The 26,223-nt window shown below is 75.3% G+C and carries 21 protein-coding genes and 3 pseudogenes; 8 read left to right on the top strand and 16 right to left on the bottom strand.

Going from position 1 to position 26,223, the window contains the following annotated elements; translation table 11 throughout:
• Nucleotides 1-26: 26 nt before the first annotated feature.
• Nucleotides 27-695, top strand: a complete 669-nt coding sequence (locus IHE55_RS00300) for a 3'-5' exonuclease (protein WP_197987161.1) — start codon at nucleotides 27-29, stop codon at nucleotides 693-695.
• Between the two features lie 419 nt (nucleotides 696-1,114).
• On the opposite strand, the gene IHE55_RS00295 is transcribed toward IHE55_RS00300, so the two are convergent.
• Nucleotides 1,115-1,843, bottom strand: coding sequence for an ArsR/SmtB family transcription factor (locus tag IHE55_RS00295; protein WP_197991679.1), 729 nt, complete (start codon nucleotides 1,841-1,843; stop codon nucleotides 1,115-1,117).
• Between the two features lie 56 nt (nucleotides 1,844-1,899).
• Between IHE55_RS00295 and IHE55_RS00290 the strand changes: the two genes are divergently transcribed.
• Both IHE55_RS00290 and IHE55_RS00285 read left to right on the top strand, forming a co-directional pair.
• The gene (locus IHE55_RS00290; protein ID WP_197987160.1) at nucleotides 1,900-2,595 is read left to right on the top strand and encodes a flavin reductase family protein; all 696 of its coding nucleotides are present in this window, start codon (nucleotides 1,900-1,902) and stop codon (nucleotides 2,593-2,595) included.
• A 106-nt stretch (nucleotides 2,596-2,701) separates the two neighbouring features.
• Complete coding sequence (locus IHE55_RS00285; RefSeq protein ID WP_197987159.1) at nucleotides 2,702-2,938, top strand: hypothetical protein; 237 nt, start codon at nucleotides 2,702-2,704, stop codon at nucleotides 2,936-2,938.
• Nucleotides 2,939-3,415: 477 nt separating this feature from the next.
• Here the strand turns inward: IHE55_RS00285 and IHE55_RS00280 are convergent, their stop codons facing one another.
• A complete protein-coding gene (locus IHE55_RS00280; RefSeq protein WP_197987158.1) occupies nucleotides 3,416-4,246 on the bottom strand; it encodes a class I SAM-dependent methyltransferase in 831 nt (276 codons plus the stop codon).
• Nucleotides 4,247-4,687: 441 nt separating this feature from the next.
• Here IHE55_RS00280 and IHE55_RS00275 point away from each other — a divergent pair, with 441 nt between their 5' ends.
• Entirely contained in the window at nucleotides 4,688-5,263 is a 576-nt protein-coding gene (locus tag IHE55_RS00275) for a P-loop NTPase family protein (RefSeq protein ID WP_197987157.1), read from the top strand.
• A 540-nt stretch (nucleotides 5,264-5,803) separates the two neighbouring features.
• Here IHE55_RS00275 and IHE55_RS00270 read toward each other — a convergent pair.
• The 3 genes from IHE55_RS00270 to IHE55_RS00260 form a co-directional block, all read right to left on the bottom strand.
• The gene (locus IHE55_RS00270) at nucleotides 5,804-6,097 is read right to left on the bottom strand and encodes a hypothetical protein (protein WP_197987156.1); all 294 of its coding nucleotides are present in this window, start codon (nucleotides 6,095-6,097) and stop codon (nucleotides 5,804-5,806) included.
• Between the two features lie 276 nt (nucleotides 6,098-6,373).
• Nucleotides 6,374-7,057, bottom strand: coding sequence for an ABC transporter ATP-binding protein (locus IHE55_RS00265; RefSeq protein WP_197987155.1), 684 nt, complete (start codon nucleotides 7,055-7,057; stop codon nucleotides 6,374-6,376).
• A complete protein-coding gene (locus tag IHE55_RS00260; protein WP_197987154.1) occupies nucleotides 7,054-8,142 on the bottom strand; it encodes an ABC transporter permease in 1,089 nt (362 codons plus the stop codon). Before IHE55_RS00260 ends, IHE55_RS00265 begins: the two co-directional genes overlap by 4 nt.
• 182 nt (nucleotides 8,143-8,324) lie before the next feature.
• On the opposite strand from IHE55_RS00260, the gene IHE55_RS00255 reads away from it, so the two are divergent.
• Nucleotides 8,325-9,545 carry a sensor histidine kinase gene (locus tag IHE55_RS00255; RefSeq protein WP_197987153.1) on the top strand — a complete coding sequence of 407 codons (1,221 nt, stop codon included), beginning with the start codon at nucleotides 8,325-8,327 and terminating at the stop codon, nucleotides 9,543-9,545.
• Nucleotides 9,542-10,177: a response regulator gene (locus tag IHE55_RS00250; RefSeq protein WP_197987152.1), complete on the top strand. Its 636-nt coding sequence runs from the start codon at nucleotides 9,542-9,544 to the stop codon at nucleotides 10,175-10,177. Before IHE55_RS00255 ends, IHE55_RS00250 begins: the two co-directional genes overlap by 4 nt.
• A 261-nt stretch (nucleotides 10,178-10,438) precedes the next feature.
• Here the strand turns inward: IHE55_RS00250 and IHE55_RS00245 are convergent, their stop codons facing one another.
• The 11 genes and pseudogenes from IHE55_RS00245 to IHE55_RS00200 form a co-directional block, all read right to left on the bottom strand.
• The gene (locus tag IHE55_RS00245) at nucleotides 10,439-12,250 is read right to left on the bottom strand and encodes an ABC transporter ATP-binding protein (RefSeq protein ID WP_197987151.1); all 1,812 of its coding nucleotides are present in this window, start codon (nucleotides 12,248-12,250) and stop codon (nucleotides 10,439-10,441) included.
• The gene (locus tag IHE55_RS00240; protein ID WP_197987150.1) at nucleotides 12,247-13,977 is read right to left on the bottom strand and encodes an ABC transporter ATP-binding protein/permease; all 1,731 of its coding nucleotides are present in this window, start codon (nucleotides 13,975-13,977) and stop codon (nucleotides 12,247-12,249) included. Before IHE55_RS00240 ends, IHE55_RS00245 begins: the two co-directional genes overlap by 4 nt.
• Nucleotides 13,974-15,149, bottom strand: coding sequence for a nitroreductase family protein (locus IHE55_RS00235; RefSeq protein WP_197987149.1), 1,176 nt, complete (start codon nucleotides 15,147-15,149; stop codon nucleotides 13,974-13,976). The genes IHE55_RS00240 and IHE55_RS00235 overlap by 4 nt, the downstream gene beginning before the upstream one ends.
• Before the next feature lie 5 nt (nucleotides 15,150-15,154).
• Nucleotides 15,155-16,511 (bottom strand): annotated as a pseudogene (locus IHE55_RS00230) (YcaO-like family protein).
• A pseudogene (locus IHE55_RS32915) lies at nucleotides 16,508-17,919 on the bottom strand (CocE/NonD family hydrolase). The pseudogenes IHE55_RS00230 and IHE55_RS32915 overlap by 4 nt, the downstream one beginning before the upstream one ends.
• Nucleotides 17,916-18,725, bottom strand: a complete 810-nt coding sequence (locus IHE55_RS00220) for a hypothetical protein (protein ID WP_197987148.1) — start codon at nucleotides 18,723-18,725, stop codon at nucleotides 17,916-17,918. Before IHE55_RS00220 ends, IHE55_RS32915 begins: the two are co-directional and overlap by 4 nt.
• Nucleotides 18,726-18,811: 86 nt before the next feature.
• Nucleotides 18,812-18,940, bottom strand: coding sequence for a streptamidine family RiPP (gene amiA / locus IHE55_RS32085; RefSeq protein WP_269671511.1), 129 nt, complete (start codon nucleotides 18,938-18,940; stop codon nucleotides 18,812-18,814).
• A 64-nt stretch (nucleotides 18,941-19,004) separates the two neighbouring features.
• A pseudogene (locus IHE55_RS00215) lies at nucleotides 19,005-19,830 on the bottom strand (ABC transporter ATP-binding protein); the annotation flags it as partial.
• A gap of 23 nt (nucleotides 19,831-19,853) precedes the next feature.
• Nucleotides 19,854-20,867, bottom strand: coding sequence for a FecCD family ABC transporter permease (locus IHE55_RS00210; RefSeq protein WP_197987147.1), 1,014 nt, complete (start codon nucleotides 20,865-20,867; stop codon nucleotides 19,854-19,856).
• Complete coding sequence (locus tag IHE55_RS00205) at nucleotides 20,864-21,829, bottom strand: FecCD family ABC transporter permease (protein ID WP_307826412.1); 966 nt, start codon at nucleotides 21,827-21,829, stop codon at nucleotides 20,864-20,866. The genes IHE55_RS00210 and IHE55_RS00205 overlap by 4 nt, the downstream gene beginning before the upstream one ends.
• A complete protein-coding gene (locus IHE55_RS00200) occupies nucleotides 21,826-22,788 on the bottom strand; it encodes an ABC transporter substrate-binding protein (protein ID WP_232265389.1) in 963 nt (320 codons plus the stop codon). Before IHE55_RS00200 ends, IHE55_RS00205 begins: the two co-directional genes overlap by 4 nt.
• A gap of 146 nt (nucleotides 22,789-22,934) precedes the next feature.
• On the opposite strand from IHE55_RS00200, the gene IHE55_RS00195 reads away from it, so the two are divergent.
• Together IHE55_RS00195 and IHE55_RS00190 are read left to right on the top strand one after the other, a co-directional pair.
• The gene (locus IHE55_RS00195; protein ID WP_197991676.1) at nucleotides 22,935-24,158 is read left to right on the top strand and encodes a hypothetical protein; all 1,224 of its coding nucleotides are present in this window, start codon (nucleotides 22,935-22,937) and stop codon (nucleotides 24,156-24,158) included.
• Nucleotides 24,159-24,517: 359 nt separating this feature from the next.
• Nucleotides 24,518-25,732 (top strand): phospholipase D-like domain-containing protein, encoded by a 1,215-nt coding sequence (locus IHE55_RS00190; protein ID WP_197987145.1) that lies wholly within the window; start codon nucleotides 24,518-24,520, stop codon nucleotides 25,730-25,732.
• Nucleotides 25,733-26,223 lie beyond the last annotated feature (491 nt).

Raw genomic sequence — 26,223 nt, 5'->3', positions numbered from 1 at the left:
GCTCCCGTCCGACAGGAGATGTCTCGATGGACATCCTGACCGCTCTGCGCCACCACACGTTTGTTGTGATCGACTTCGAGGCGCTGACCCCGGCCGGCCGGCCCGCCGAGCCCGTCGAAGTGGCCGCCGCTGCGCTGGTCGTGCGCGACGGAACCTTGGTGGAGGACGGCCGGTTCGAGGCACTGATCCGCCCGCCGGACGACGTGCCGGTCACCGCACGGGACACCATCCACGGGATCACCGCGGCCGCGCTGCGCGCCGCCGCTCCGGCTGCCCGGGTGCTCGGTGACCTGGACCGGCTGCTCACCGCACCTCCGTACCGGCTCGTGGCCCAGCACGCCTCGACGGAGGCCGGGCTGATCGCCCGGCAGCGCGCACACTGCCCCACCCTCGCGGCAACCCCGCTGGTGGACACCGTGCGCATGGCCAGGAAGGTCTTGCCCGGCCTGTCCTCCTGCGGGCTGGATGAGCTGCTGCGCTACTACGGCATCCCCAAGCCGGCGTACCGGCATCGCGCGATGCCCGACGTGGAGGCGACGGCTGAGGTCTTCCGCCGCCTGCTGAAGGAGGGGGCGCAGGCCGGGCACTGGCGGAGTCTGCTGGAGCTGGACGCCGCCGCCGGGCTGCAGCCACGCCCGCGGCCACCGCGGGGCACACCGGTGCAGGGCGCGCTCTTCGGCCCGGGCGGCGGATAGGCCAGACACATCGGACGCCCGACCCGCAGGACGGTGCTCCTCGGCGTGAGGTCTCCGTCACGGCGGTGCCTTCCCGCCACGTCCGGCGCGAGGGGAGGAGCGTAAGCCACAGCTCGGTGACGAACAGCGCGTGCAGACCCGCCGGCGACGCGGGCTCGTCCCGTACGGCACGGTCCGGGCCGCCTGCACCCGGCCGGCGTCAAGAAGGACGGCGTGGGCGAGGAACCGAGGCGGCGCGGGGTGAAGGCGTCGGCCCGCAGCCCCGCGCAGACGCTGCCGGTGAAGGCGGCACGGGCCAGGGGTTCGAAGAGTCGCCCGGCCGGGCCCGCTGCCGGCCGGGGACGGCAGCGGTTGCGAGTACGGAGAACAGGGGCAAACCGGACACGGTCCTGTGGGGGTCCGCGGTCTCTCAGAGCTACTCAGTTTCGCGACAGGAGTTCATCGGACAGGCCGAGGTGGCGGCGGAGGGCCTGCCGGCCGAGGGGGGTGACGGCGACGGCACGCGTGGTACCGACGGGAGTGATCCAGCCTGTGTCGAACGCGTGACGGCACAGGGCGGCACCGACGGCGCCGGCCAGGTGGGGGCGGCGCTCGGTCCAGTCCAGACATGACCGTACCGACGGCCGGCGCGTGCCGGTCGGGACGGCGATGCCGAGATCTTCGAGCCAGGTCGCCCCGGCGCCGGTGAGCCCGAGTCCATGCTCCAGGTGCAGCAGCCTCCGCTCCAGCATCGCATCGGTGATGGCGACCCCGACGGCCCCGGCAAGGTGGTCGTAGCAGGTGCGGGCGTGGGCGAGGGCCTGCCGGCGGCCGGCCGCCGACAGGGAACGGGGCGCCGGGGTGCGCTCGGGCGCCATCGCGGCGAGGCTCTCGACCAGCTCGGCGACGTGCGGGCCGGCCAGGCGCACGTAGCGGTGGCGGCCCTGCCGTTCCTCGGCCAGCAGGTTTCCGCGGACGAGCGCGTGCAAGTGCTCAGTCGCGGTCGAGGGCGCCACCCCCGCGTGACGTGCCAATTCCGTCGCTGTCCAAGCCCGGCCGTCGAGCAGGGCCAGACAGAAGCCCGCCCGCGTACCGTCGGCCAGAAGCTTCGCCACGGTGGCCAGGTCGGGACCGGCTACCTGCGCGCGCTGTGTGTCCATGCGGTCCATTGTCACCTGGAACGCTTCGGCCCCGGCCGAAACAACCGGACCCTAGGCTCCTCGCCATGAACACGGCACCACTTAGCACCCTGCCCGCACAGACAGTCGCCACCCACCTGGAGATCGAGCCGAGCATCCTGTACTTCGGGACACCGGTGGTGCTCCTGTCGACAGAGAATCAGGACGGCTCGTTCAACCTCGCCCCGATGTCCTCCGCCTGGGCCCTCGGACGGACGGTGGTGATCGGGCTGGGCCGCGAGGGGCAGACCGCGTACAACCTCGGCAGCCGCCCCGACCTGGTCATCAACCTGCCGGCCCCCACCCAGTGGCCGGCGGTGGAGCGGCTGGCGCCGCTGACCGGCCGGAATCCGGTGCCCACGACCAAGCCCGAGGGCTGCCGCTTCGAGCCGGACAAGTTCGCCGCAGCCGGTCTGACCAGCGAGCCGTCCCACCTGGTCCGGCCGCCTCGCGTCGCCGGATGCCCGATTCAACTGGAGGCCCGCGCCGAGCGGGTGCAGCCGGACGTCTCCGGGGATTTCGTCATCGTCGAGGCAGTCGTGTGCAAGGTGCACGCCGACTCCCGCATCGTCGTTCCGGGCACCGACCACATCGACCCCGGCGCCTGGAGCCCCCTCATCTACAACTTCCGCCACTACTTCGGACTCGGCCCGGAACTCGGCCACTCCTACCGCACCCAAACCCCCCGCACCGGCGAGGGGCCTGCCGCGGAGCCCGCACCCGCCGACACAGCGCTCAACTGAATCAGGTGCGGCCTGGCCGAAGCCGACGGCGGTCAGGCCCTGGTCGCGCAGCGGGATGGGGACGGCGTCCAGCTTCGGGCCGTACGCCTCGGGCTGGACGCCGCGCGTGGGTGGAGTACTCGCCGAACCGGTCGATGTGCTCGGTGAGGCACGACGGGATGCGGCCCACGTGGACCAGGTGTCACAGGAGACGGCCGAGGGCCTGTGCCGGGTGTACGCCGGCGACCCGCAGACCCTGGCGGACGCGCTCGTCGCCGCCGCCGAGGGCGAGAAGGACCAGGAGACCGGGCAGCTGCGCCGCGACGATGCGACCGTCGTCGCTCTGCGCCGACCGACCACCTGATCCCGGCCCGCGGGCAGGGTGCGGCACGGCAGACTGCCGTCATGAGCACCCGCCGCCCTCTCGGCCCCGGCCGGCCGCTGCCCGACCCCGCCCCCGCGACCCCCGCACGCGGACCGCCGCAGAGCGGGCCGCCGACGAGTGGCTCCTGGACGACGGCGCCGAACCCGGTCCGGGGCGCCGGCGGGCCGGCCGCCGGGTCCTGGGCACCGGCATCAGCGGACGGGACCGTCCCCGGGACGCCCCGAGTGCTGGAGGGCGGTCCCGGGAATGAGTCCGGCGTTGATCACGGGAGTGACAGCACTCCTGGGAGGGCTCCTGGACTATGAGGAGCACGGGTACCACGGCGTCCGGAACAAGACCGGCGGCGAGGACGCCCGCAATCGTCGTGGACCCCCGGGCGCGGGCCGCCTCCTGAGCGGCGGCCACCCGGTCCGGCGGTGCGCGGGTGCCCCGACGACACCCGACGTTTGTCGAAGGTCAGGCTGCAGGAAGGCGAGTCGAGGTGACCGCAACGGTTGTGTAGGGCATGGTGGCACGGCCGCCGAGCATGTCGATCGCGTTCCCGGCGCTGTCCAGGACCGCGGCCATTTTTTCTCCGGGGAGTTGGGTGAGGCCGCCGAAAGTGGGGAGTTGGTCGAGCCACTCCTCTCGGGAGTAGGTGCGCTCCCAGGTGAAGCGCCACTGTTCCGGCTCGCTGAAGCTGCCGGTCCGCCGGATTCCGTCGGCGATCTTCTCGAACATTGGCTGGTAGGCATCCACGGCCGATCCCCTCAGCAGGCGGGGGTCGAACGAGGAGTCGGGAGCTACCCGTCGGAGTGCTTCGGTCAGGGCGTCGATCACCTCGGCCGGGGGCTGGGGGACGTGGTGGAAGGGGGCGAGCCGGCCGCCGGGCCGGAGCACCTGAGCCGCCTTGGCCGCGCCGGCGACGGGGTCGACCCAGTGCCAGGCGGTACCTGCGATGACCGCATCGAACTGCCGCCCGGCCGGCTGCCAGTCCTCGAACCTGGCGACCTCGACCTCGACACCACTGCGTCGCGCGAAGGCGGCCATCCGCTCGTCGGGTTCGACACCGAGCACCGTGCAGCCGGCCGCCCGGAACTGCCGGGCTGCGATGCCGGTGCCAGCTCCGACATCGAGGACGTGCCGGCCGGGGCTTGCCGTGACGATCCTGTCCACCAGGGCCTGGGGGTACGGCGGCCGGGAGCGGTCGTAGCGTTCGGCGTCCACGCCGAACGACTCGGCGGTCTGCCGGTGATGGTGGGGCTCGGATGGGGACTTGTCCGGCTGTCCCTGCCATGGAGTGGGCATGCGCCCACTCTAATGGGCGGTCGCCCACTTGTTAAGGCGGGGCGGCGCGGAAAGGGAGACAACGCCGACAGGGGGTGCACATCCGCCACGTCGGCCAGTCGTTCGAAGCCGTTGAGCACGCCGTGCTCCGACGGGCCCGACACGTTGACCGGCCCGGCGATCACCGAGGAGGCGAACTCGGCTTTCGGTCATCTGTCGCGATGTGAGGGCCGTGAAACGCCGCCCCATCGTGACCTTCGGCCGCGGGCGGCTCTCTCCGCCCTCCGGGCAGGCGCTTCGCCGCCGGGCCCCTGCAAGGCCCCACGGGCGAGGCCCACCCCTGCGGGGCCAAGGAGCCGCCTTTGGCGGCCGGCACCAGGCCCTGCCGGCGGCCCGACCGAAGAGGCGATCAGAGATGCTGTAAGGGTTTTCGTGTCGAATCGCTGCGGAGGTGAGGCCACGATGCAGAAGATCGCACTCTTCGGACCCCCGGCCACCGGGAAAACCACCCTGGCCAGGTGGCTCTCGGAGCAGCTGGGCCACCCCCACACCAACCTCGACGACATCCTGTTCACCCCCGACGGCCCCCTGCCCCTGGAGGAGTTCCGCCGCCAGGCAGGAGAGGTCACCCGGCACAACCGGTGGATCGTCGAGGGCAACTTCTCCAAGCTCGCTGACGTGGTCTGGCACCGAGCCGACGTGCTCGTCTGGCTCGACTTCCCGCTGCCCGTGATCGTCTACCGCGTCGTCCGCCGCAGTCTGCGCCAGCTCGCCGGCCACGACGACAGCCCCCAGGCCAAGCGGCTGACCTGGAGCACGGCATTCTTCAGCCGCCGGTCCCTGCTGCGCACCGCCGTCCGCAAGTACCGGAACAACCGGCCGCGCTACGCCCGGCAGGTCGCCGAGACCGCCGGCCTGGGCATCGAGGTCGTCAGGCTCCGCAGCCCGCGCGAGGTCGAGCGCTGGAAGAACGAGGGGGTGAAAGCGCGGGTGGAGAGCCACTTCGAGGAAGCGGCCCGGCACACCACCGGCCCTTGACCAACATCCACGCCGAAAAACCCGCGCGCGGAGCAGTGCGAAACCGGCACGGCCGAACATCTGGCGCTTGAGCATCCTGATCCGGTTGCCGTGTCCCTCGAAGACGCTGGAGTTCCGGGGCAGGGTCAGTCCGGCGGTGACGGCGTCGCGGCCTCGGTCGATGGCAGCTGCAAGGGTGTGGAGGCTGGGCAGATGGCGGACGGCGTCGAGGCACTGCGGGAGTCGTTCGCCCTGGCGCTCGGTGAGCATCTGGGCGAAGGACCGGGCATGACCGGTCAAGGCGTCGGGTCCAGGGCAGTTGGCCAGGACGGCCTTGAGCCGGAGCTGTTCGATCTCGGCCAGCGTCTCGGGTCGGCTGCGGATCCATCTCGGCACCGGCGAGGGCGAGCAGGAGGGGCAGCAGGCCGGTCACCGAGCGGGGCGTGGTCTTACTCCCCGACCGGGTTTCGGGGCGTATGGCGCTCGGTGCAGGGCTCAGGAAACGGGCCGGTGCCGTCGGTGCGGGGGTGAACCACGTCGCTCAGGGCATCGGCGAACCGTTCATGGGCGAGCCGCACCGGTGAGGGGATGGTGGGCGGCGGGGAGGTGTGGCCCTTCGGCGGTGCCCGCGGAAACGCTCTCCAGCGACACATCGATGACGTTGACGAGTCTGCGCAGCTTGTGCTGTGCGCGCGGGGCGTCGGACCGAGGCACGCGCACGACGGCCGTGGCCGCGTCCGGCGGTGAGGTGGTGTACGTGAGGTCGAGCACGTCGTGGTTGTTGAGGGTGGCGGCAAGGCGCGCGAACGCTCCGTGGCCGTGCCGGAGCGTGACGGTGAGCTGGACGTGTTCCATGGGTGGCGGTCCTGTCTTCGGGGCCGTGATGGGGCCGGAGAACGGAAAAGACCCCTCGCGAGGTGCGAGAGGTCTGCGTGCGGGCGGTGAACCGGGGAGGATTACTCCTGCGGGCTCGGTGCCGGCACGCTGCCGCTGATAATCAGCTGCTGCTGCATGCGGGGCATGTTGGCAGAGCCCGGCTGTCGCTCGGAAGACCATCTCATAGTGCGGACAAGGGGGTCGGGGGCGTGCCTCGGTGGGCTGGGCACGCCCCCGGGCTGGCGCCTCGGGAGTTCAGCGGGTTGCTGCGGGCAGACGGAGGCGGCCGTCGTGGACTTCGGCGGTCATGTCGGCGGCGGTGAGATGGGTGCGGTCGTGGGTGACCAGGACGGTGGCGGTGGCCTGCTGGCGGGTGAGGCGGGTGATCAGGTCGATGACGGCGGCGCCGCGTTCGTGGTCGAGGGCGCTGGTGGGTTCGTCGACCAGGAGGACGGTGGGGTCGTTCATCAGTGCGCGGGCGATGTTGACGCGCTGGCGCTGACCGCCGGAGAGCTGATGGGGCCGTCGGCGGGCGTGGTCGGCCAGGCCGACGGCGTCGAGAAGTTCCATGGCCCTGTCTCGGGCGGTGCGGGGTCTGCGACCGTCGATCCGGGCCATGACCTGCAGCTGTTCGGCGGCGGTGAGGGAGGGCAGCAGGTTGGGCTGCTGGAAGACGATGCCGATTTTGCGGCGGCGCAGGTTGGTGAGTTCCGCGCGGGTCATCCCGGCGGTGGCTTGGCCGTCGATGGTGACGGTGCCGGTGTCGGGGGTGACAAGCGTGGCGGCGACGGCGAGCAGGCTGGACTTGCCGGAGCCGGAGGGGCCGACAATCGCGGTCAGGGTGCCCTTGGGTACCTTGAGGCCGACCTGGTCCAGAGCGGTGAGGCGGTTCTCGCCGTCGGGGTAGGTGAGGGTGATGTCGGTCAGGTCCAGGCTCATCGAGCGCTCCCCAGGGCGGTCAGCGGGTCGACGGAGGTGATGCGGCGGATGGACAGGGCGGCGCCGAGCGCGCCGAGCGTGATCATCACGGTGGCGGGGACGAGGACGGTCGCGGGGGTGAGGAGGAACGGCACGTCCGACCGGGCCACCAGTGTGCCCAGGACCGCGGTGATCGCGGTGCCGATGAGGGTACCGCCGGTCAGAAGGATCACGGCTTGCCCCAAGGCGTCCCTGAGCAGGTGGGCGGTGGAGGCGCCGAGTGCTTTGAGGACGGCGACATCGCCGCTGCGCTGGATCGTCCACACGGTGAAGAAGGCCCCGACGACCAGGGCGGAGACCGCGAACAGCAAGCCCCGCATGAGCTGCAGGGAGCCGTTCTCGGAGCGGTAGGAACCGATCGCGGACAAGGAGTCGTCCTTGGAGACCGTCGTGGTGCCCGCGGCCTCATCGGCGGCGCCGATGTCGGTGCCGGAGGCGGTGTTCAGGGCGATGACGGTCGCGGTCCCCCCGCCGGTCCTGCCTGTGGGAAGCGCGGTCCTCCGCCAGGTGTCGAGGCTGGTCCAGACGACCGGGGTGTGGCTGAAGGAGGCGTCTCCGCTCACGGCGGCGACGGTCATCTTCTGTCCGGCCAGGGAGAGGGTGGCGCCCGTCGTCACGCCGAGATCTTCGGCGGCAGCCGTGGACAGGACCACCGAGCCGCCGTCGAGCTCGTCGCTGTTGGGGGCGAGCGCGGAGCCGGGCCGCACGCCGAAGGCGGAGACACCGGCGCTCCTGTCTCCGGCGCTCGCCCTGGTGGTGGTGATGCCCAACGGTTCGGCGCTGCTCACGCCGGCTGTCGTGGCCCACTGCTGCCACTGCCTTTCGGTGACGGTGGAATCGGAGTACGACAGCTCCCCGCCCTCGCCGGGTGCGGCGAAGGCGATCTTGTCTGCGGGCAGGCCGGTGATTGCGGAGATGTTCTGCTGACCCAGACCGGCGGTCAGGCCGGACAGCAGTCCGACCAGCAGGGTCATCAGCACAATGACGGTTCCCATCAGGGTGAAGCGCCCCTTGGCGAACTTCAGGTCTCTCCAGGCGACGAACACGGTTTGGGCCTGCCCTTTCACGGGATGACACGAAGTGGAAGCGGTATGACTCCACCGTCGCCGCCGGCTCCCCACCAGGGCATCCGGCCCAGGACAGCACTTACCGCACCGAAAGGCGGCACGCCGGTTGTAACTTTCGGCGGAGGCCGGGAACGGGGACTTGTCCCTAGGCTGGAAGGACTGTGAACACCACCGCCCCCACCCCGGTCCCCACCACTCGCGCCCTGGCCTGGTGCCTGCATGTCCTGGTCGTCGCCCTGCTCACCCTGACCGCCGCCCGGGCTGTCGCCGGCCACCACCCGCACACCGTGCTGATCACCGCCACGGCTGCGGCGTGCGCCGTGATCTACGCGGTCGGCCCCGTACTGCCCCGGGTGCGCCACTCGCGGCGGGCCGCCGCACTGTGGCTGGCCGCCGTGGGCGCCTGCTGGCTGGTGCTGCTGGCCCTGACCGCCGACGGGGTGTGGGCGGCGTTTCCGCTGTACTTTCTTCAGCTCCACCTGCTGTCCCGCCGTCCGGCACTGACGGCGGTGGCGGTCACGGCGGTGGCGGCCATCGCGGGCTTCGCCGCGCACCAGGGCTCGCTCGGCGCAGCCATGGTGATCGGGCCCGCCCTGGGCGCCGCCGTGGCGGTTGCGGTGGTGTGGGGGTACGAGGCCCTCTACCGGGAGAGCGAACAGCGCCGGCGACTGATCGAGGAGCTCACCGCCACCCGCGCCGACCTGGCGACCGCACAACACGCCGCCGGGGTGCTGGCTGAACGTGAACGCCTGGCCCGCGAGATTCACGACACCCTCGCCCAAGGCCTCTCCAGCATCCAACTGCTGCTGCGCGCTGCCGAGCGCTCCCTGCCGCACACCCCGGAGACCGCCGCCCGCCACGTCGGCCAGGCGCGTCAGGCCGCCGTGGACAGCCTCGCCGAGGCTCGCCGCTTCGTCGCCGCCCTTGCCCCACCCGCCCTGGAGGGCACCACCCTCGCCGGTGCCCTGGAGCGCTTGTGCGCCACCACCGGCACCCGCCACCGGATCACCGCACGCTTCCACCTCGCCGGTGAACCCGTACCGCTGCCGACCGCGCACGAGGTCGCCCTGCTGCGCGTCGCCCAGTCCGCGCTGGCCAACACCGTCCACCACGCCGCAGCCGCCACCGCCGACGTCACGCTGAGCTACCTCGGCGGCCACGTCGCCGTGGACATCGCCGACGACGGACGCGGCTTCGACCCGGACCGGCTTCCCGCCCCGGACCCGGAGGCCGGCGGGTTCGGGCTGGCCGCGATGCGCGCCCGGGTGCGTGCCCTCGACGGCATCCTCACCGTCGAATCCGTCCCCGGCCACGGCACCACCCTGACGGTCCGGCTCCCGCTGACCACTCTTCGCGAGAGAGAGCCCGAGGGCCGCCCGTGACCGGCACCCCCATCCGCCTGCTCCTGGCCGATGACCACCCCGTCGTGCGGGCGGGGCTGCGCGCCGTACTGGAAACCGAGGACGGCATCACCGTGGTCGCCGAGGCCGCCACCGCCGAGGACGCGGTCAGCCGCGCCGCCCGAGGCGACATCGAGGTGGTGCTCATGGACCTCCAGTTCGGCAAGGGGATGAACGGCGCCGAGGCCACGGCCGCGATCACCGCACGCGCTGACGCCCCGCGCGTTGTGATCGTCACCACCTACGACACCGATGCCGACATCCTGCCCGCCATCGAGGCCGGCGCCACCGGCTACCTCCTCAAGGACGCCCCGCCCGAGGACCTGGTCGCCGCTGTACGCTCCGCCGCCACGGGCCGCACCACACTGGCGCCGGCCGTCGCGGACCGGCTGATGAACCGGCTGCGCATGCCGGGCACCGCTCTGACCCGGCGCGAAACCGAAGTCCTCGCCCTGGTCGCCGACGGCTTGTCCAACCAGGCGATCGGCGACCGCCTCCACCTGACCGAAGGCACCATCAAGTCCCATCTGGCCCGCATCTACGCCAAGCTCGGTGTCGACTCGCGTACCGCCGCCGTCGCCACCGCCACCGAACTCGGCTTCATCCGCCGCTGAGCGCGGGCGTGCGGGCGTCCGAAGCCGCCGCGAAGCGACATGCCGGAGAGAGCATCGTCCGGTGTGACGAGCGATCGCTGTGCTCGTCGTGAGGCGTCGCGAGCGTGCCCGCAAGGCGTGCCGTGCCCTGCAGGCACGCCCCGGGGCGAGGCGCGGTGCCCCGCCCCGGCGCTGATGCCGGACGGTCGAAGGTTGCCCGGCCATGCCGGGACCGAGAACGGCCGCACCGCGGAACCCCCTGCCGCTTGGGTGCGGGGCGGATCACCGGTGCAGTACGCGGGCGAAGGCGCCGCGCCGGGCGGACAGCTCGTCCCAGGTGCCGGTGTCCGCGATCCGGCCGCCCTCCAGCACCGCGATGCGATCGGCCCGGCGGACCGTGGCCGGACGGTGGGCGATCACGATCGTGGTGCGGCCCCGGGACGCGGCCGCCAGCGCGGCCGTCAGCTCCGCCTCCCCGGCCGTGTCGAGATGGGCGGTGGTTTCGTCCAGAACCAGGACCGCGGGGTCGGTGAGCAGCGCCCGGGCCAGCGCGACCCGGGAGCGCTGGCCTCCGGAGAGGGTGGTGCCGCGCTCGCCGACCGGTGTGCGGTAGCCGTCGGGCAGCGCCTCGGCGATGCGGTCCACGCCGCACACCCGGGCGGCCGCCCGCACCTCCTCCTCGGTGGCGTCCGGGCGGGCGAGGCGGAGGTTGTCGTCGAGCGTGCCGTGGAACAGGGGTGCCTCCTGGCCGACGACCGCGACGGTCCGGCGCAGTTCGTCGTCGGCCAGGTCCCGCAGGTCCACGGCGTCACCGTGCGCCCCGACCAGTTCCACCGATCCCGCCGCCGGGTCCCAGAACCGGGCCAGCAGGTGGGCGCAGGTGGACTTGCCGGAGCCGGACGCCCCGACCAGGGCCAGGGTCTCGCCGGCCCGGACGGTCAGGTCCAGGCCGTCGAGCACCGGTCCGGCGCCGTAGTCGAACCGGACGCCCCGCAACGTCACGCCGAGCGGCCCGGCCGGTGCCGGGCGCGGTGACCGGGGGGCGGGCGCCCCCGCACGGGCCCCGATCGCCGCCCCGACGCGGCCGGCCGCCGCCCGCAGGGCGCCCGCCTGGCCGAGCGCCGCCGCCGCGTCGGCGACCGGCGCCAGGGCGCCCAGCGCCAGGGCCATCGCGGCGGCCGACCATGCCCCGCTCAGCCGGTGCCCGGCGATCGCCACCACCCCGACGACCGCGGTCACCACCAGCAGGTCGCGCACCGCCGCCGCGGCGGCCTCCCGGGCGTGTTCGGCCCGCTGCGCGTCGCCGAGCCGTTCGCCCAGGTCCCGCAGGCGCGCCCGGCGGCGGTCCAGGGCTCCGAAGGCGAGCAGTTCGCGCATCCCGTCGACGGTCTCCACGGCCTCGGCGGAGAGGTCGGCGGCGGCCCGGCGGGTGCGGGCGCCGCGCGCGGCCCGGCCGCGGCCCTCCAGCAGCGGGGCGAGCACCAGCAGCCCCGCGGCGGGCAGCACCACCGCCACCAGCCACGGGTCGACAGCCGCCAGGACCACCGCGGCGGCGCCGAAGACCATGCCGGAGGAGAGGAGTTGGGCGACCGCGTGCGCGTAGAAGAACTCCAGCGCCTCCACATCGCCCAGCGCCGCGGCGGCGAGGTCCCCGCTGCGCCGCCCCTTGATGCGCGCCGGCGCGCTGCGCGCCAGGCCGTCGAAGACGCGTATCCGCAGCTCGGCCAGGACCCGGTAGGCCAGGTCGTGGGAGAGGTCCATCTCCCGCCACGTCGCCAGGGAGCGGACGAGGACGAGCGCGACGAGGGCGGCCACCGCTGTGGCGGACGGGGCGGCCCGCTCGACGACCGCCGTGCCCACGGTGTGCGCGGCGAGGGTCACCAGCGCCACGAGCGCCGCCTGGTCCACGAGGGCGGCGGCGAAGGTCCGCGCGGTCGTCGCCCGGTGCGCGGCGAGGACCGGCAGCAGGGTGCGCAGGGCGCCCCGGTCGGGGTCGGCGTCGGTGGCGGGGGCTGCCGGCCGTCCGCCGGCCGGGGACGGATCCGGCCCGGGGCGTGCCGGGGCCGCGGTCCGCTGTTCCGGTGCGCTGGTCACACCGCCTCCTGGCAGGGCTGTCCGGCGGCGGTCAGCCGGGCGTACAGACCGCCCTGGGCGAGCAGGCCGGCGTGGGTGCCGGTGGCCTCCACCCGGCCGCCGTCGAGGACGACGATCCGGTCCGCGTCCCGCACGGACGCCAGCCGGTGGGCGACGACCAGGCAGGTGCGGCCGCGCGCGGCGTGCAGCAGGGCCCGGCCGATGCGCGCCTCGCGCCGTTCGTCGACCGCGCTGGTGGCCTCGTCGAGCACCAGGACCGGCGCGTCGGCGAGGAGGGCGCGGGCCAGGGCCAGCCGCTGCCGCTGCCCGCCGGAGAGGGTGGCCCCGCGCTCGCCGACCTGCGTGCCGTAGCCGTCCGGCAGGCGTTCGATCTCGTCGTGGACGCCGGCCGCGCGGGCGGCCGCGCGCAGTTCCTCGTCGCTCGCCCCGGGGCGGGCGAGCCGGAGGTTGTCCGCGATCGACGCGGCGAACAGGTACGTCTCCTGCGACACCACCGCGATGCCGCGCCGCAGCGCGGCCAGCGGGTAGGCCGCGCAGTCCCGGCCGGCCACGGTCACCCGTCCGGTGTCCGGCTCCCACTGCCGCAGCAGGAGCGCCAGCAGGGTGGACTTGCCCGCGCCGGAGGGGCCGACGACGGCGGTGGTCCGGCCGGCCTCGGCGGTGAAGGTCACGCCGCGCAGCGCCGGCCGGGCGGCCCCGGGGTGGGTGAAGCGCACGTCCTGGAAGCGGATGGCCGGTGGCCGGCGCGGGAACGGGGCGGTCCCGGTGTCGGGGACGGCCGGTGGCGCGGTGCGCAGTTCGGCGATCCCGTCCGCGGCGGAGACGCCCAGGTATCCGGCGTGCCATTCGCGGGACAGGTCCCGCAGCGGGCGGAAGCACTCCGAGGCGAGCATCAGCAGCAGGTAGGTGCCGGTGGCGGTGGTCCGGCCGGACGCGGCGGACGCGCACGCGACGAGCGCGGCGGCCACCGTGCCGCCCTGGACGGCCAGGTCGGTGATGCCGGTGTCCATCAGGGAGACGCGCAGCTTGGCCACGGTGGCCCGGTGCAGGGCCGCGGAGCGCTCCTCCAGGCGGGCCCGGGTGTGGGCGACCGCGCCCGCGGCGCGCAGGGCGGGCATGCCCTGCAGTGCCTCCAGGTAGTCGGCGGACAGGGCCTCGTAGGAGCCCCAGTGTTCCTGGCCGCGCCGGGCGAGCAGCTTGTCCCACCAGCGGGGGGCGAAGAGGGCGAGGACGAGTGCGGGGCAGAGGAAGAGGAGCGCGTACGGCTCGATCGCGGCGACCGCGACCAGCAGCAGCGGCGGCACGACGCAGGTGACCAGCAGCTGCGGCAGGTAGCGGGAGATGTACGCGTCGACGCCCTCGACGCCGTCCACCAGGGTGGCGCGCACGGCACCGGCGCGGTTGCCCGTGCCGCGCGCCGGGCCGAGGGTGCCGAGCCGGACGAACAGTTCGTCGCGCAGGCCGGTGCGGGCGCGGGCCCCGGCGCGGACGGCCAGGGTGCGCTGGCGGTGGGTGAGGACGGCGCGTACCGCGACGGTGGCGAGGACACCGGCCAGCAGGGCGGGCAGTGCCGAGGTGTCGCCGCGGGCGGTCCGGGACAGGGCCACGGCCAGCAGCGCGGCCTGCGCCAGGTGGGTGACGGTGACGGCGCCGAGCAGGGCGGTGGCGCCGAGCAGGGGGCGGCGTGCGGTCCGGGCGGTGCGCAGGAGCTCGGGGTGGAGCATCATGAGCCGTCGTTCCTTCCGGTGCGGGGGTCGGGGCCGGCGCCGAGCGCGAGGGCGTGGACGATGTCGGCGGGGCCGTCGCCCGGCCCGGATCCGTGCTGCCAGGAGCCGACGGGGCGGGAGGCGAGGCCGCGGGCGGCCGCGACGGCCTGGGCGAGTCCGGCCCCGTAACCGGCGAGCAGGTGGTCGCGGCGGATCCGGGCGGGGGGCGCGTCGTCGGGGCAGCCGTGGGCGAGGAGCAGGGCCCCCACGCCGGTCAGCCACTCCTGCCGCGCCGCGCGGGCGGCGAGGGCCGCCAGGGGCGAAGACCCCGGCCCGGTCGCCGGCCGGCCGGTGACCACCGACCAGGAGGGTGGCCGCGCGGTGCGCGCGGCCGACGCGACCCGGGCCAGGACGGCGCCGTCCGGGACGCCGGGGAGAGGCGGTTCGGCGCTGCGGCGGGAGAGCAGGACGGCGCGGGGGACGGCGGGCGCCCGCGTGGGACGCCAGGTGGGGCGCCCGGTCGCGGTGAGCGCGGTCAGCACGCGCCAGGTCTCGGCGAGGACCGCTGGGACCGGGTGGCGTGGCGGGCGGGGGCGGGGGCGGGGCGTGGGCGGGCCCAGCGCTCCAGCGCGTCGGCCGGGCCGGGGGTCAGCCGGACCGCGGCGAGGGCGTGTTCGCTCGGCACGGTGTCCGTCCGGCCGGAGCCCGGCCGCGGCGGCGAGGAGGGCGCCGTCGGCGTCCGGGCACCAGGCCGGGGCGCCGGCGAGCGCGAGGGCGGCGGCCGCGTGACCGGTGTCCAGCAGGAGCAGCGGCCAGGCCCGGTGGCCGTAGTGGGACACCGTGCGCCGGGCGGTGACGGTCAGGACGGCGATCGCCCCGCCGGGCGCGCCGGGGCACGCGGGGCCGCGCGGCACCAGCCGGTGGCGCACCGGATCGTAGGCGTACCGGCCGGGCGGCAGGGTGCCGCCGGGGCCGAGCAGGAGATGGGCGTTGACCGGGTGCAGGGCGCCCGCGGAGGGGCTGGGGCGCAGGCGGGAGCCCGCGAGGGCGCCGGTCAGCAGCGGGTCGAGGGCGTGCGGTACGGGGACCGGGGTCCCCGGCCAGGGGGTGACCTGGTGGCCGGCCGGGAAGTCGGGGCCGGGCGGTTCGGCGGAGCGGGCGCGGGCGAGCGCCCGGCGGACGGACACGGTCATGGTCCCTACATGTGCGGGGGCGGTGCCAGGGTGAAGTCGCCCGGCAGGACGGGGGCTACGGTGCGCCAGCCGCGGGCCAGGGCCGCCTCGGCGAAGCGGGGGCAGCCGAGGTAGGCGAAGGCGGCGGGCTGGTTGGGCACCAGGCCGGAGACGAGGACGCGGGCCACCCGCAGCGGGGTCTCCGCGATGTCCTCGGTGGTCAGGTCGAAGGTGATCACGCGGTGGCCGCCGGCGGCGAGGCGGGAACGCAGTTGCTCGGGGGTGGCCGGCTCGACGGCGGCGAGCGGCACGGTGCCGTGGGCGGGGCGGGTGAAGCGCCGGGCGTACCGGGCCATGCGCGGGTCGAGCCACACCTGGACGTGGGCACCCAGGTCGCGCACGGCGGCGAAGTCCTCGCCGCAGTCGTCGAGGTAGCGCCGGTCGGGGCGGTGGTCGAGGTACAGGCCGCGGGCGAGCATCCCCGCCTCGACGGCCCGGAAGACCCAGCCGTCGGCCTCCACGGCCCCCTGGGTGAACACCCACGTGTGGACGGCCTCCAGCACCGCCTTGCGGGCGGCCTCGGCCGGGTCGTAGCGGCAGGCGAACCCGGCGGCGTGGATGCCGCGGCGCGGGTCGTGGACGAGCGCCGCCATGCAGGGCGCCAGTTCCGAGGGCATCTCGACGATCCACACCTCCAGGTCGCTGCCGGCCAGGTCGGCGGCGAGCCCGGGGACGTCGGCGGGGTCGATGCCGCGGGCGGGTCCGTCCAGGTGCCACCACACCTCCAGCGCGTCGCGCTCGACGATCTCCAGCAGCGCCCGGTCCACGGCGTCCTCCAGCCCCTGGCCGGTGGCGATGCCGGCGTAGTTGAGGTGGTGGGTGCGGGGCAGCGAACGCAGCGCGCCCTGGCGCCAGTTGAGGTGGGTGAGGGCCACCGGCGCCCAGCAGTCCTCGCCGTTCTCGGTGCGCAGCGCCCACAGGGCGGGGGTGTCGGGGGTCAGGGGCCGGTAGGGGGAAACCGGGCCGGGCGTACTGCCAGGGGGCGTAGGCGGGCAGGTCGCCGGGGCCGTAGACGGTGTGGCCGGCCGCGGTGAGTTCGGCGGCGGTGGCGCGGCGCGGGGCGCCGGGGTGGCCGGCCGGCGGGAGCCGGTTGCCGCAGTACCGCTCGACGGCCTCCGCGATCGCCGCGGTGCGGGCACCGGCGGGGTCGCCGAAGGTGGTGCCGAGGGAGACCCGGTCGGCGGGCCAGGCGCCGAACCGGCGGGCGTCGGAGACGTTCGCGGTCATGGCGGTGTAGCGGGGCGGGGCGCCAGTGGGGTGCGGTACGGGTTCCACCCCGCGTATCAGCCCGCAGACCGGGTCCACGAGGGCTTCGAGGTTCACGTCTGGATCTCCTGGACGGGGTCGGTGCGGCGGGCGCCCCGGACGACGGGGAGCGCCAGAAAGCTGCCGTGCGGGCGGACGGTGCGGCGGGAGGGGAGCAGGCGGACGGCCGTCGCCGGGTCCTCACCGGTGTGCGGGTTGCGGGCGTGCGCCGGGAAGTGGTGACCGGCGACCTCCACGCGCAGCCGCGTACCGGCGGCCAGGCGGCGGGCGAGGTGCCCGAGCGGGACGGTGAACGGACCGGGGCGGTCGCGGCGGACGATGCCGGTGGCCAGGGGATCGGCGCGGCCGGCCGGGTCGAGGGCGACCAGCCGTACCGCCCAGTCCGCCGAGGGGGTGTCGGCCACGGCGTCCAGGCGCGCCTCGGCCGGACCCAGCAGGTCCACCGGGCGGGCAGCGGCCGGCTGACCAGCAGGCAGCGGTCCGGCACGCCGTGCCGGGGCACGTCGAGGGTGTCGGACCGGACCGGCCGGCCGGGGTCGGCGACGAACTCGGCGCCGCGCAGCAGCCGGAGGCCGCCCAGGGTGCCGAAGGGGTGGCGGGTGGCGGGGGAGGGTCCGAGGCGGGGCACCAGTGGTCGCTGCCGCCCAGTGCCACCGCGCCGCCGCGGCCGGTGAGCGTCCCGCCGAGCGCGGCCCGGGCCCAGCCGGTGTACACCGCGCCCAGGTCGATCCGGTGGCCCGGGCGGGCCTCGGGGGCCGGGCCGGCGGTCAGCCGGTGGCCCCAGGGGCCGAGCAGCAGCCGGGCGGGCCCGGGCCAGCGGCGCCACAGCCGCAGGGTGTCCTCGGCGAACGGGTCGCGGCTGCCCCCGACGGCGAGCAGGGGCACCGCGGCGGCCGGCGGCTCGCGGCGGCGCGCCCGCCACAGCGCGGGCCAGGAGGGCCGGTCCAGGACGCCGTTGAGCGGGAGGCGGTCCAGCACCGCCGGGTCCAGGGGCGTGGGGTCGGGCACGCGGCGGTCGCCGTGCTCCCACCACCAGCCGGCGCGGGCCAGCAGGCGCTCGGGTCCGGTGGTCTCGCGCGCGGTCTCGGCGAGCCCGAGCGCGGGGACGGCGGCGAGCACCGCGTCGGCCTCGGCGGCGACCGCCAGGGCGCAGTGCGCGCCGTACGAGGCGCCCGCGGCGACGACCTTCCCGTCGCTCCACCGCTGCGCGCGGACCCAGCGCACGGTGGCGGCGCCGTCGTCGGCCTCGTGGTCGCCGTAGGGGTGCCAGTCGCCGGGCGAGGCGTACCGGCCGCGGACGTCCTGGGCGAGCGCGGCGAAGCCCCGGGCGGCCCAGCCGCGCAGTTCGCCGCGGTGGCGGCGGCGGTCGTAGGGGTGCGGAGGACGACCGCCGGGTGGGGGGCCAGGGGCCGGCGGGCAGGCACAGGTCGGTGGCGAGCCCGTCGATGCGCACCGTCCCGGTCATCGCGCCCCGCCCGCGGGCAGCGGCGCCACCTCGGGCACCGGCAGGACGGGGTGCTCGGTGACGCGCAGGTCGCGCAGGTCCAGGCGGCGCAGCCGGCGCCGCACCGGGCGCGGGGCGCCGCCGGCCCAGGCGAGGAGGTCGCCGGTGAGGAGGGCGGCGGTGTACGCCGCGGACGCCTCGGTGTGGGCGGGGCCGGTGTCCGGGGTCCGGTGGCCGTCCCAGTAGGCGGCGAGTTCCCGGTGGGCGGGGGTCGCGGCGAGCCGCCGGAGCCGTACGTGTGCCGAGGTGACGTCACCGGCGGCGCAGGCGAGGGGTTCCAGCCAGACGTGGTGGCCCTCGCGGTGGCAGCGCAGCCAGGCCGTGCCGCGGGCGGGGAGCCGGTCGGCCTCCTGCCACGCCGCGGGGGGCGCGGGCCGGTCCAGGCACCAGACGACGGCGGTGCGCGCGGCGTCCGCCGGTGCCACCCCGGGCAGGGCGGCGCGGTGGTGGACCGTGGCCCCCGCGTCCCGCGCGTACCGGGCCAGGGGGCCGGTCAGCGCGGTGTCGCCGAGGAGGAACACGGTGCGCCCGTCCAGCGGGGCCGGTGTCCTGCGGGCGAGGTGGCCGGCGGCGGCGAACGCCTCGGTGAGGGCGGCGAGTCGCGGGTCGGCCGCGGGGCCGCCGGTGGTCAGGTGGCCGACCAGCGCGCCGGCGTCCACCTGACCGGTGTTGACGCGCAGAAAGGTTCCGTCGGGCGTGCGGACGGCCAGTCCCCGGCCGGGGACGGTGACGAGGGTGACGCCGGGCGCGAGCCGTGCGGTGGCCACGGGGTTCTCCAGGGGGTGGGGTCGGACGGGACGGGACGGGCCCGCCCGGGAAGACATCCGGGCGGGCCCGATTGGGGACGCGGGGACTACTGGTCCGCGCCGGCCTCGGCGGCCTCGTCGAAGGGGTTCTCGACGAGGGCGTTGGAGTGGGTCGCCGACAGGTGGGCGAGCTGGCCCTGCTCGGCGATCGGCTGGAAGACCTTGTCCTGCTCCATGGGATGAGCCTCCGTTCGGTACGGGTGTCCGTGCCGCCGGACCGGCGGCACACCGCAGACAGTAATGAATATGATTTTCATTTCGCAAGGTCCGGTGAAACACCGATGGGGTGATCCGGGTAACACACCGGCCAGCCGCCCACCGGATCGCGGCCGACCCGGCCCGCCACCTCCAGCACCTCGGCCAGCAGGGCGGGGGTGACCACGTCCGCGGGCGGCCCGTCCGCGGCCACCCGGCCGCCCCGCAGCGCCACGATCCGGTCCGCGAAGCGCGCCGCGTGGCCCAGGTCGTGCAGCACCATCACCACGGTCAGCCCGCGCTCCTCCCGCAGCCGCACCACGGTCTGCATCACCTCCAACTGGTGCCGCAGGTCGAGGTAGGTGGTCGGCTCGTCGAGCAGCAGCACACCGGTGTCCTGGGCGAGCGCCATGGCCAGCCGCACGCGCTGCCGCTCGCCCCCCGACAGCGCCTCCACCGGCCGGTCCGCCCAGTCCGCCACCCCCACGTCGGCCATCGCCCGGGCGCACACGGCGTCGTCGCCGTCCCGCAGCATGCCCAGCGGCCCCCGCGCCGCGTACCGGCCCTGGCGCACCAGCTGGCGCACCGTCATCCCCGGAACCGAGGGCGCCTGCTGGTGCAGCAGCGCCACCCGGCGGGCCGCGGCCCGCCGCGACAGGCGCGCCAGGTCGTCACCGTCGAGCAGCACCCGGCCCGCGGCCGGCCGCAGCAGGCCGGCGCACAGCCGCAGCAGGGTGCTCTTGCCGCAGCCGTTGAGGCCGACCAGCGCGACCAGCTCCCCCTCGCCGACGGTCAGATCGACCCCCGACAGCACCTCACGACCGGGATATCCGAAGCTCAGTCCCACGGCACGCACCGTGCCCCCGGTCACCGTTCCCGGTGAAGCGCCCACCCTCACTCCTCTCTCCGGCGGCGCGCCACGATCAGCAGCAGCGCCGCGCCCACACAGGTCGTCAGCGCCCCGACCGGGATGCTGAGCCGCTCCATCTCCAGCGCCCGCGCCGCCACCCGGGACAGCCACTGGGCCGCCGCGTCCGCGCCGCCGACCACCACCGCGCCCAGCAGCGCCGCACCGGGCAGCGCCGCCCGCAGGTCCGCCCCGAAGAGCGCGAACGCCAGGTGCGGCACGAGCAGGCCGACGAACCCCAGCGCCCCCACCGCCGACACCGCCCCGGCGGTGAGCGCCACCGCGCACACCAGCGCCGCGGCGCGCGCCCGCCCGGTGTCCAGCCCGGCGGCCGCGGCCTGGTCGTCCCCGCACCGCAGCAGGGTCAGCGGCGCGGCCAGCACACCGGCCGCGGCCGACCAGAGCACCGCCCACGGCCACAGCAGGTGCCAGTGCTCCCAGACGCGGCCCTCGGTGGACCCCACCAGCCACTGGACCACGCTGCCGAGTTCGCCGGGGGCGACCAGCAGCACCATGGCCGTCAGCCCGGAGAGCACCGCCGAGACCAGCACCCCGTGCACGGCCGTCTGCGCCGGGTCGCCCTTCTCCCGGCCGGCGAGCAGCCACAGCAGGCCGGCCCCGGCGAACCCGCCCAGGCAGGCGGCGGTCACCACGGCGGCCGGGGACTCCCAGCCGGCCAGCCCCAGGCCCGTCGCGGCGACGGCGCCGAGCACCGCACCCGGGGTGACACCGGTGACCTCCGGCCCGGCGAGCGGGTTGCGCAGCGCCGACTGCAGCACCGTCCCGGCGAGGCCGAGCGACGCGCCCGCGACCAGCGCCACCAGGGTGCGCGGCAGGCGCAGGTTCACCACCACGTGCCGGGCGGTGGGGTCACCGCCGCCGCGCAGCACCTCCCACACCTCCGCGGGGGGCACCGCGCGCCCGGCCACCAGCCCGGCGACGGCGGCGGCGAGGACGAGCACCGCCAGCAGGACCGCCCGTCTGATGTGCACGACCGTCATCGCCGGGACCCCGCCTTCAGCAGGACCACCCCGGCCGGGACGCCCAGCAGCGCCGTCCAGGCGCCGACCGGCGTCTCGACCGGGGCCAGCGCCAGTCGCGCCGGCTGGTCCGCGCACGCCACGACCAGCGCGCCCCACACCGCCGACCACGGCAGCCATCCGACCGCGTCCGAGCCCGGCCGCAGCCGCCGCGCCAGGTGCGGCGCGAGGAAGCCGACCCAGGCGACCGGCCCGCACACCGCGACCACCGGCGCGATGAGCACCACGGAGACCGCGAGCGCGGCGATCCGGGCGTGGCGCACCCGCACCCCCAGGGCCCGCGCGTCGTCGTCCCCCAGCCGCAGCACCCCGAGGACCGGGGCGCACAGCACCAGCGCCGGCACCGCGACGACCAGCCAGGGCCACAGGCCGGTCACGTCGTCCCAGGTGCGGGCGGAGAGGCTGCCGAGCAGGTAGCGGTAGACGATCTGGAGGTCCAGCTGGTCGGCCAGCACCATCAGCACCAGCAGGGCCGCCTGCAGGGCCGCGGCCACGGCCGCCCCGGTGAGCAGCACCGCGGAGGGGCTGCGTCCGAACCCGGCGGCCAGCAGCGTCAGCAGGCCGCCCGCCGCCGCCCCGCCGACGGCCAGCAGCGGCTGGACCGCGAGCGGTACCGACAGCGCGAGGACCAGCGGGGCGGCGACGCCCAGGGCGGCGCCGCCGGAGACGCCGAGCATCTCCGGAACGGCCAGCGGGTTGCGCAGCGCCTCCTGGAGGACGAGTCCGGCGGCGCCCAGGCAGGCGCCGGCGACCAGCGCCAGCACCAGCCTGGGCATCCGCAGCTCCCGGACGATGACGCCGGCGATGCCGTCGTCGCCGAGCGCGGTGGGCGGTACGTACGGCGTGCCCAGGCACAGCGCGCACCCGACGACCGCCAGCAGCACGGCCGTCGCCACGGCGGCCTGTCGCAGGGAGCCGTTCACCTGAGGGCGGCCGTCGCCTCGTCGAGCACGATGCCGAGCGACCGTGTGCCCCGGCCCTTGGCCCACACCTCGGAGTCGACCTCGTGGACGTCGCCGTTGCGCACCGCCGGTATCCGCGACCACAGCGGGTTCTTGGCGAGCTTGCCGGAGAGCGTGCCGTCGGCGTCGCCGAAGGACAGCGTCTCCACGAAGATCACGTCCACCTCGCGGGTGAGGATCTCCTCCATGCTGTAGCTGCCCTCGACCCCGCGGCTCTTCCAGGGGTAGCGCGCCAGCTTGGGCATGAGGCCGCCCGCCACGTCCGTGCCCGGGGTCGCGACGCCGAAGTTCTCGTCGCTGCCGAAGATGATCAGGGCGGTCCTGTCGCTCCGGGCCCCCTCCGCCGCGGCGAGCTTGGCGCGGAAGGCCTTCTCGGCGGCCTCGCCCCGTGCGGTGCGCCCGGTCAGGGCGGCGAGGTTGCGCAGATATCCGACGCTGTCCTGCCACCTCTCGGGCTGGATCGGCCAGAAGACGGTCGCCCCCTTGAGCGCGGGCGCGAGCTTGCCGTGGGTGTCCTTCAGCCCGATCACCAGGTCCGGCTCGTAGGACAGGATCGCCTCGGCCTCGGGGGCCAGGAACCCGCCCGGCACCGCCGGGATCTTCGCGGCCTTCTCCGGGCCCAGGAACGCGGGGTGGGCGAGCAGCCGGGAGTTGGTGGCGACCGGCGTCATGCCCAGTTCGACGAGCATGTCGTCGCACAGGGCGACGAGGCAGACGACGCGCCGCGGGGGAGCCTCGGTGGTGATGGTGGCGCCCGTGGCGTCGGTGATCGACCGGGCGGCGGTGATGGGTTCGACCCGGACCTCGGTCCTGGGTCCGGCGGCGCCGTCGTCGGCCGTGTCGCCGCCGGCGTTCCCACAGCCCATCAGCAGTGTTCCCAGCACGGCGGCGGCGGTCCACCGGCGCGCGGTTCCCAGCATCCTGCGTGACATATGACTCTCGGTTCTCCGTTCGGTCCCGGGGCGGGGACGGGCGTGCGGCAGAGGCGCCCCGGGCCGCCCCTCACCAAGTCGTCACATGATAATCATTATCGATAATGTCTCCCATCACCCTCCAGGAGACCGCCATGCCCCTCGCCCCACGCCTGCTGGTGGCCGATCAGGTCGCCGGGTCCGTCACGGTGCTGGACCTCCCCGACGGCCGGGTCACGGGGGTCGTGGCGGGCCGGCACCTCGCCGAGCACGCCGGATTCCTCGCCCTGCCCGGCGGCCGCTGGGCGTTCGTGGACGACCTCGCCGGGGAGCTGGTCGTCCTCGACCCCTACGGCCCGGACGCCGGCCGGCCCCTGGTCCCGGTGACGGTCCCGGTCGCCGTCCCCGCCGAGCACCTGGCGGCCGACCCCTCCGGCCGGCACCTCGCCGTGACGACCGGCCTCGGCCGCAACGAGGCGGCCTGGACCGACCTGCTGACGGTGATCGACCTCGGCGCCGCCGCCGGGCCGAGGTCGGTGCGCGTCCGCACCCGGGCGGGCGAGCCCGGCGTCACGCTGCCGGCCGGGCCGGGCGGCCCGCTCGTCGTCCTGCGGCACCGCGAGCCCGGGTCCCTCACCGCGTACCGGTACGCCGACCTGATGGCCGCCGGGCCCGCCTGCCCGCCCGCCACCCCGTCCTGGGAGACGCCGCTGCCCGACCACGACGCCCACGGGGACGCCCATGACCCGCTCACCGGGCGGCTGTTCGCGGCCGCGGGCTCCGGGGTCCACCGGGCCCGGCGCCACGGGGACCGGCTCGTGGCCGAGGAACCGCTGCCCTGGGCGGGGCCGGGCCGGGGGTACTACCTGCGCCTGGACCCGGTGCGCCGGACACTCTGGTCGTGCGTGCGCGGCGGGCCCGCCGACCCGGCGCGGTGGCCCGGGTGGACCAACGACGCCTGGTACCACGTCCTGGACACCGGCCGCACCGGCCGCGTCCCGCTCGGTCCGGGCCTGGTCTTCCGGCTGGCCGTCGGAAGGCGCCACGTCGCGTACGCCCGGGTCCACCCCGACGGCGACGAACTGGTCCTCCTGGACGCCGCGGCGCCGCGGGTGACCGCACGCCGGCCGCTGCCGCCCATGGACGGTGCCCCGCGGCCCGGTGCCACGCCGTGGGACGGGGTGCAGCGGCGGGCGGTCGCCGCGTCCCCGGGGGCGGACCTCACCGCCGTCACCCGCGGCGGCCACGGCGAGGTCCACGTGTTCGACGGAGCCGAACCGCTGGCCACCCTCAGCCTCCCCACCCCGCTCGACGACGGCGGCCACCTGGCACTGACGAGCCCCGAGGACGGTGCCTGGGCCGACCCGGTGGGGCGCTGACGGCCGCGGTGGCGCGGGCGCCCTACGGCCGTTCGCACCGGGGGGCGTGGCCCCGCACCGGACGGTCCGGGGCCCTGAGGCCCGCGCGGCCGTGACCCGGCGGCGACCGGGCCCCGGCGAACGGGACAGCCGCATCCGCCCGGCATCCGCCCGCCGGAGCCTCCGTCCATCCCGGCATATTTCGGGAGGACCCCCCTCCATGGGCACCCCATGGACGGATGCGCGACGATTGCCACGGATGACAGGTCCATGATTCACCGACCGAGATCCGTGTCCGGTATCCGGCGCCACGTTCGCGTAAGGTCCGGGCCGGCCCGGACCGGCCGGGGTGTCTTCGGTGCCGGCCGGGAAGGAGCACGATGACCAGCGACCAACACAGACCCGGGACTGCGGGGAGCGGGCGGGGAGGCGGGAATGCCGACGAGCGGGTGGTGCGGCTGCGGCGGAGGCTGGAGCGGCTGATCGGCATCGCGGCGACCGAAGGAAACGAGCTGATCGCCCTGCGCAACGGCGACGAGATCTTCCCCGCGATGCTGGACGCCATCCGGTCCGCCGAGTACACGGTCGACATGATGACGTTCGTGTACTGGCAAGGCGACATCGCCCGTCAGTTCGCGCACGCGCTGGCCGAGCGGGCGCGGGCGGGAGTGCGGGTTCGGCTGCTGCTCGACGGCTTCGGCAGCCGACTGATCGAGAAGGACCTGCTGGACGACATGGACCGGGCGGGTGTGCAGGTCGCCTGGTTCCGCAAACCGCTGTACCTGTCGCCGCTCAAGCAGAACCACCGCTGCCACCGCAAGGCCCTCGTCGTCGACGAGCAGACCGCCTTCACCGGAGGCGTGGGCATCGCCGAGGAATGGTGCGGCGACGCCCGCAACCCCGACGAATGGCGGGACACCCACGTGCGGGTTCGCGGGCCGGCCGTGGACGGCATCGCCGCGGCGTTCGCGCAGAACTGGGCCGAGTGCCACGACGAGCTCTTCGACGGTCACGACCGCTTCACCGACCACCGGCCGCAGGGCGACGCGGTGGTGCAGGTGGTGCGCGGCTCGGCCAGTCTGGGCTGGCAGGACATGCAGACCTTGATCCGGGTCATGATCGAGTCCGCCGAGGAGCGGTTCCGGCTGGCCACGGCTTACTTCTCGCCGGACGCCTACTTCATCGGCCTGCTGTGCGCCGCCGCGCGACGCGGAGTGGACATGGAGATTCTCCTGCCCGGTCCCCACACCGACAAAAGGGTCTGTCAGCTGGCCGGACAGCACTTCTACGAGGATCTGCTCGCCTGCGGGGTGAAGATCTACCAGTACCAGCCGACCATGATGCATGCCAAGGTCATCACCGTGGACCGCACAGCGGCCCTGGTGGGGTCCACCAACTTCAACCGGCGTTCTCTCGACCATGACGAGGAGGTCATGCTCGCGGTCATGGATGAGGAGTTCACCGCCACCCTGGACGCTCACTTCGACATGGACACCGAGGCCAGCACCCTCATACAGGCAGACCGTTGGAAGAAACGCTCCGTACTCCAGAGGGCGCGCGAAGCCGCGGTCCGGCCGATCCGCCGCTACCTGTGAGGCCCGCCCGCGCAGTGGACCGTGCCGTGCGCCGCGGCGGCGCCCGTACCCGCTGCTGATCCCACGGCGGCGACCGGCACCGGGTCCGACGCGACGGCGCTGCAGGCCCTCCGGCGGGCGGGGCGCGGTGCGTGGCCCCGACGACAGAAGTTCGCCTTGGGGGGCGGGCCAGGAGACCGTGGTGGCGGTGCGCAAGCTGCTCAGGATCGGCGCCCCGTGGTTCACGGTGCAGCTGTGGTTCGGGCGTCGTGTCCCGGGCAGGGGCGGGTGACTCGATCGTGGACCGAAAGGCTCGTGGCGAACACCGGCCGACCGGGGCGGCCACCGCAGGGGACCGGCCCCCCGGCGGAGGCCGGTCCCGTGGCCGGCCTCTCGTCCCTCGTCACCCCGTGGTCCGCCCGCCCAGGCGGGCGGCGGCGTTGACCCTGCTGTCACAGCCCCGCTTCCGGACAAGCGTCGGGTACCCGCCCTGGAGCGGTCGAGGGAAAGAC

Origin of the sequence: Streptomyces pactum, assembly GCF_016031615.1 — a bacterium.
Taxonomy (GTDB): domain Bacteria; phylum Actinomycetota; class Actinomycetes; order Streptomycetales; family Streptomycetaceae; genus Streptomyces; species Streptomyces pactus.
This window is presented reverse-complemented; position numbering and strand designations above follow the sequence as displayed.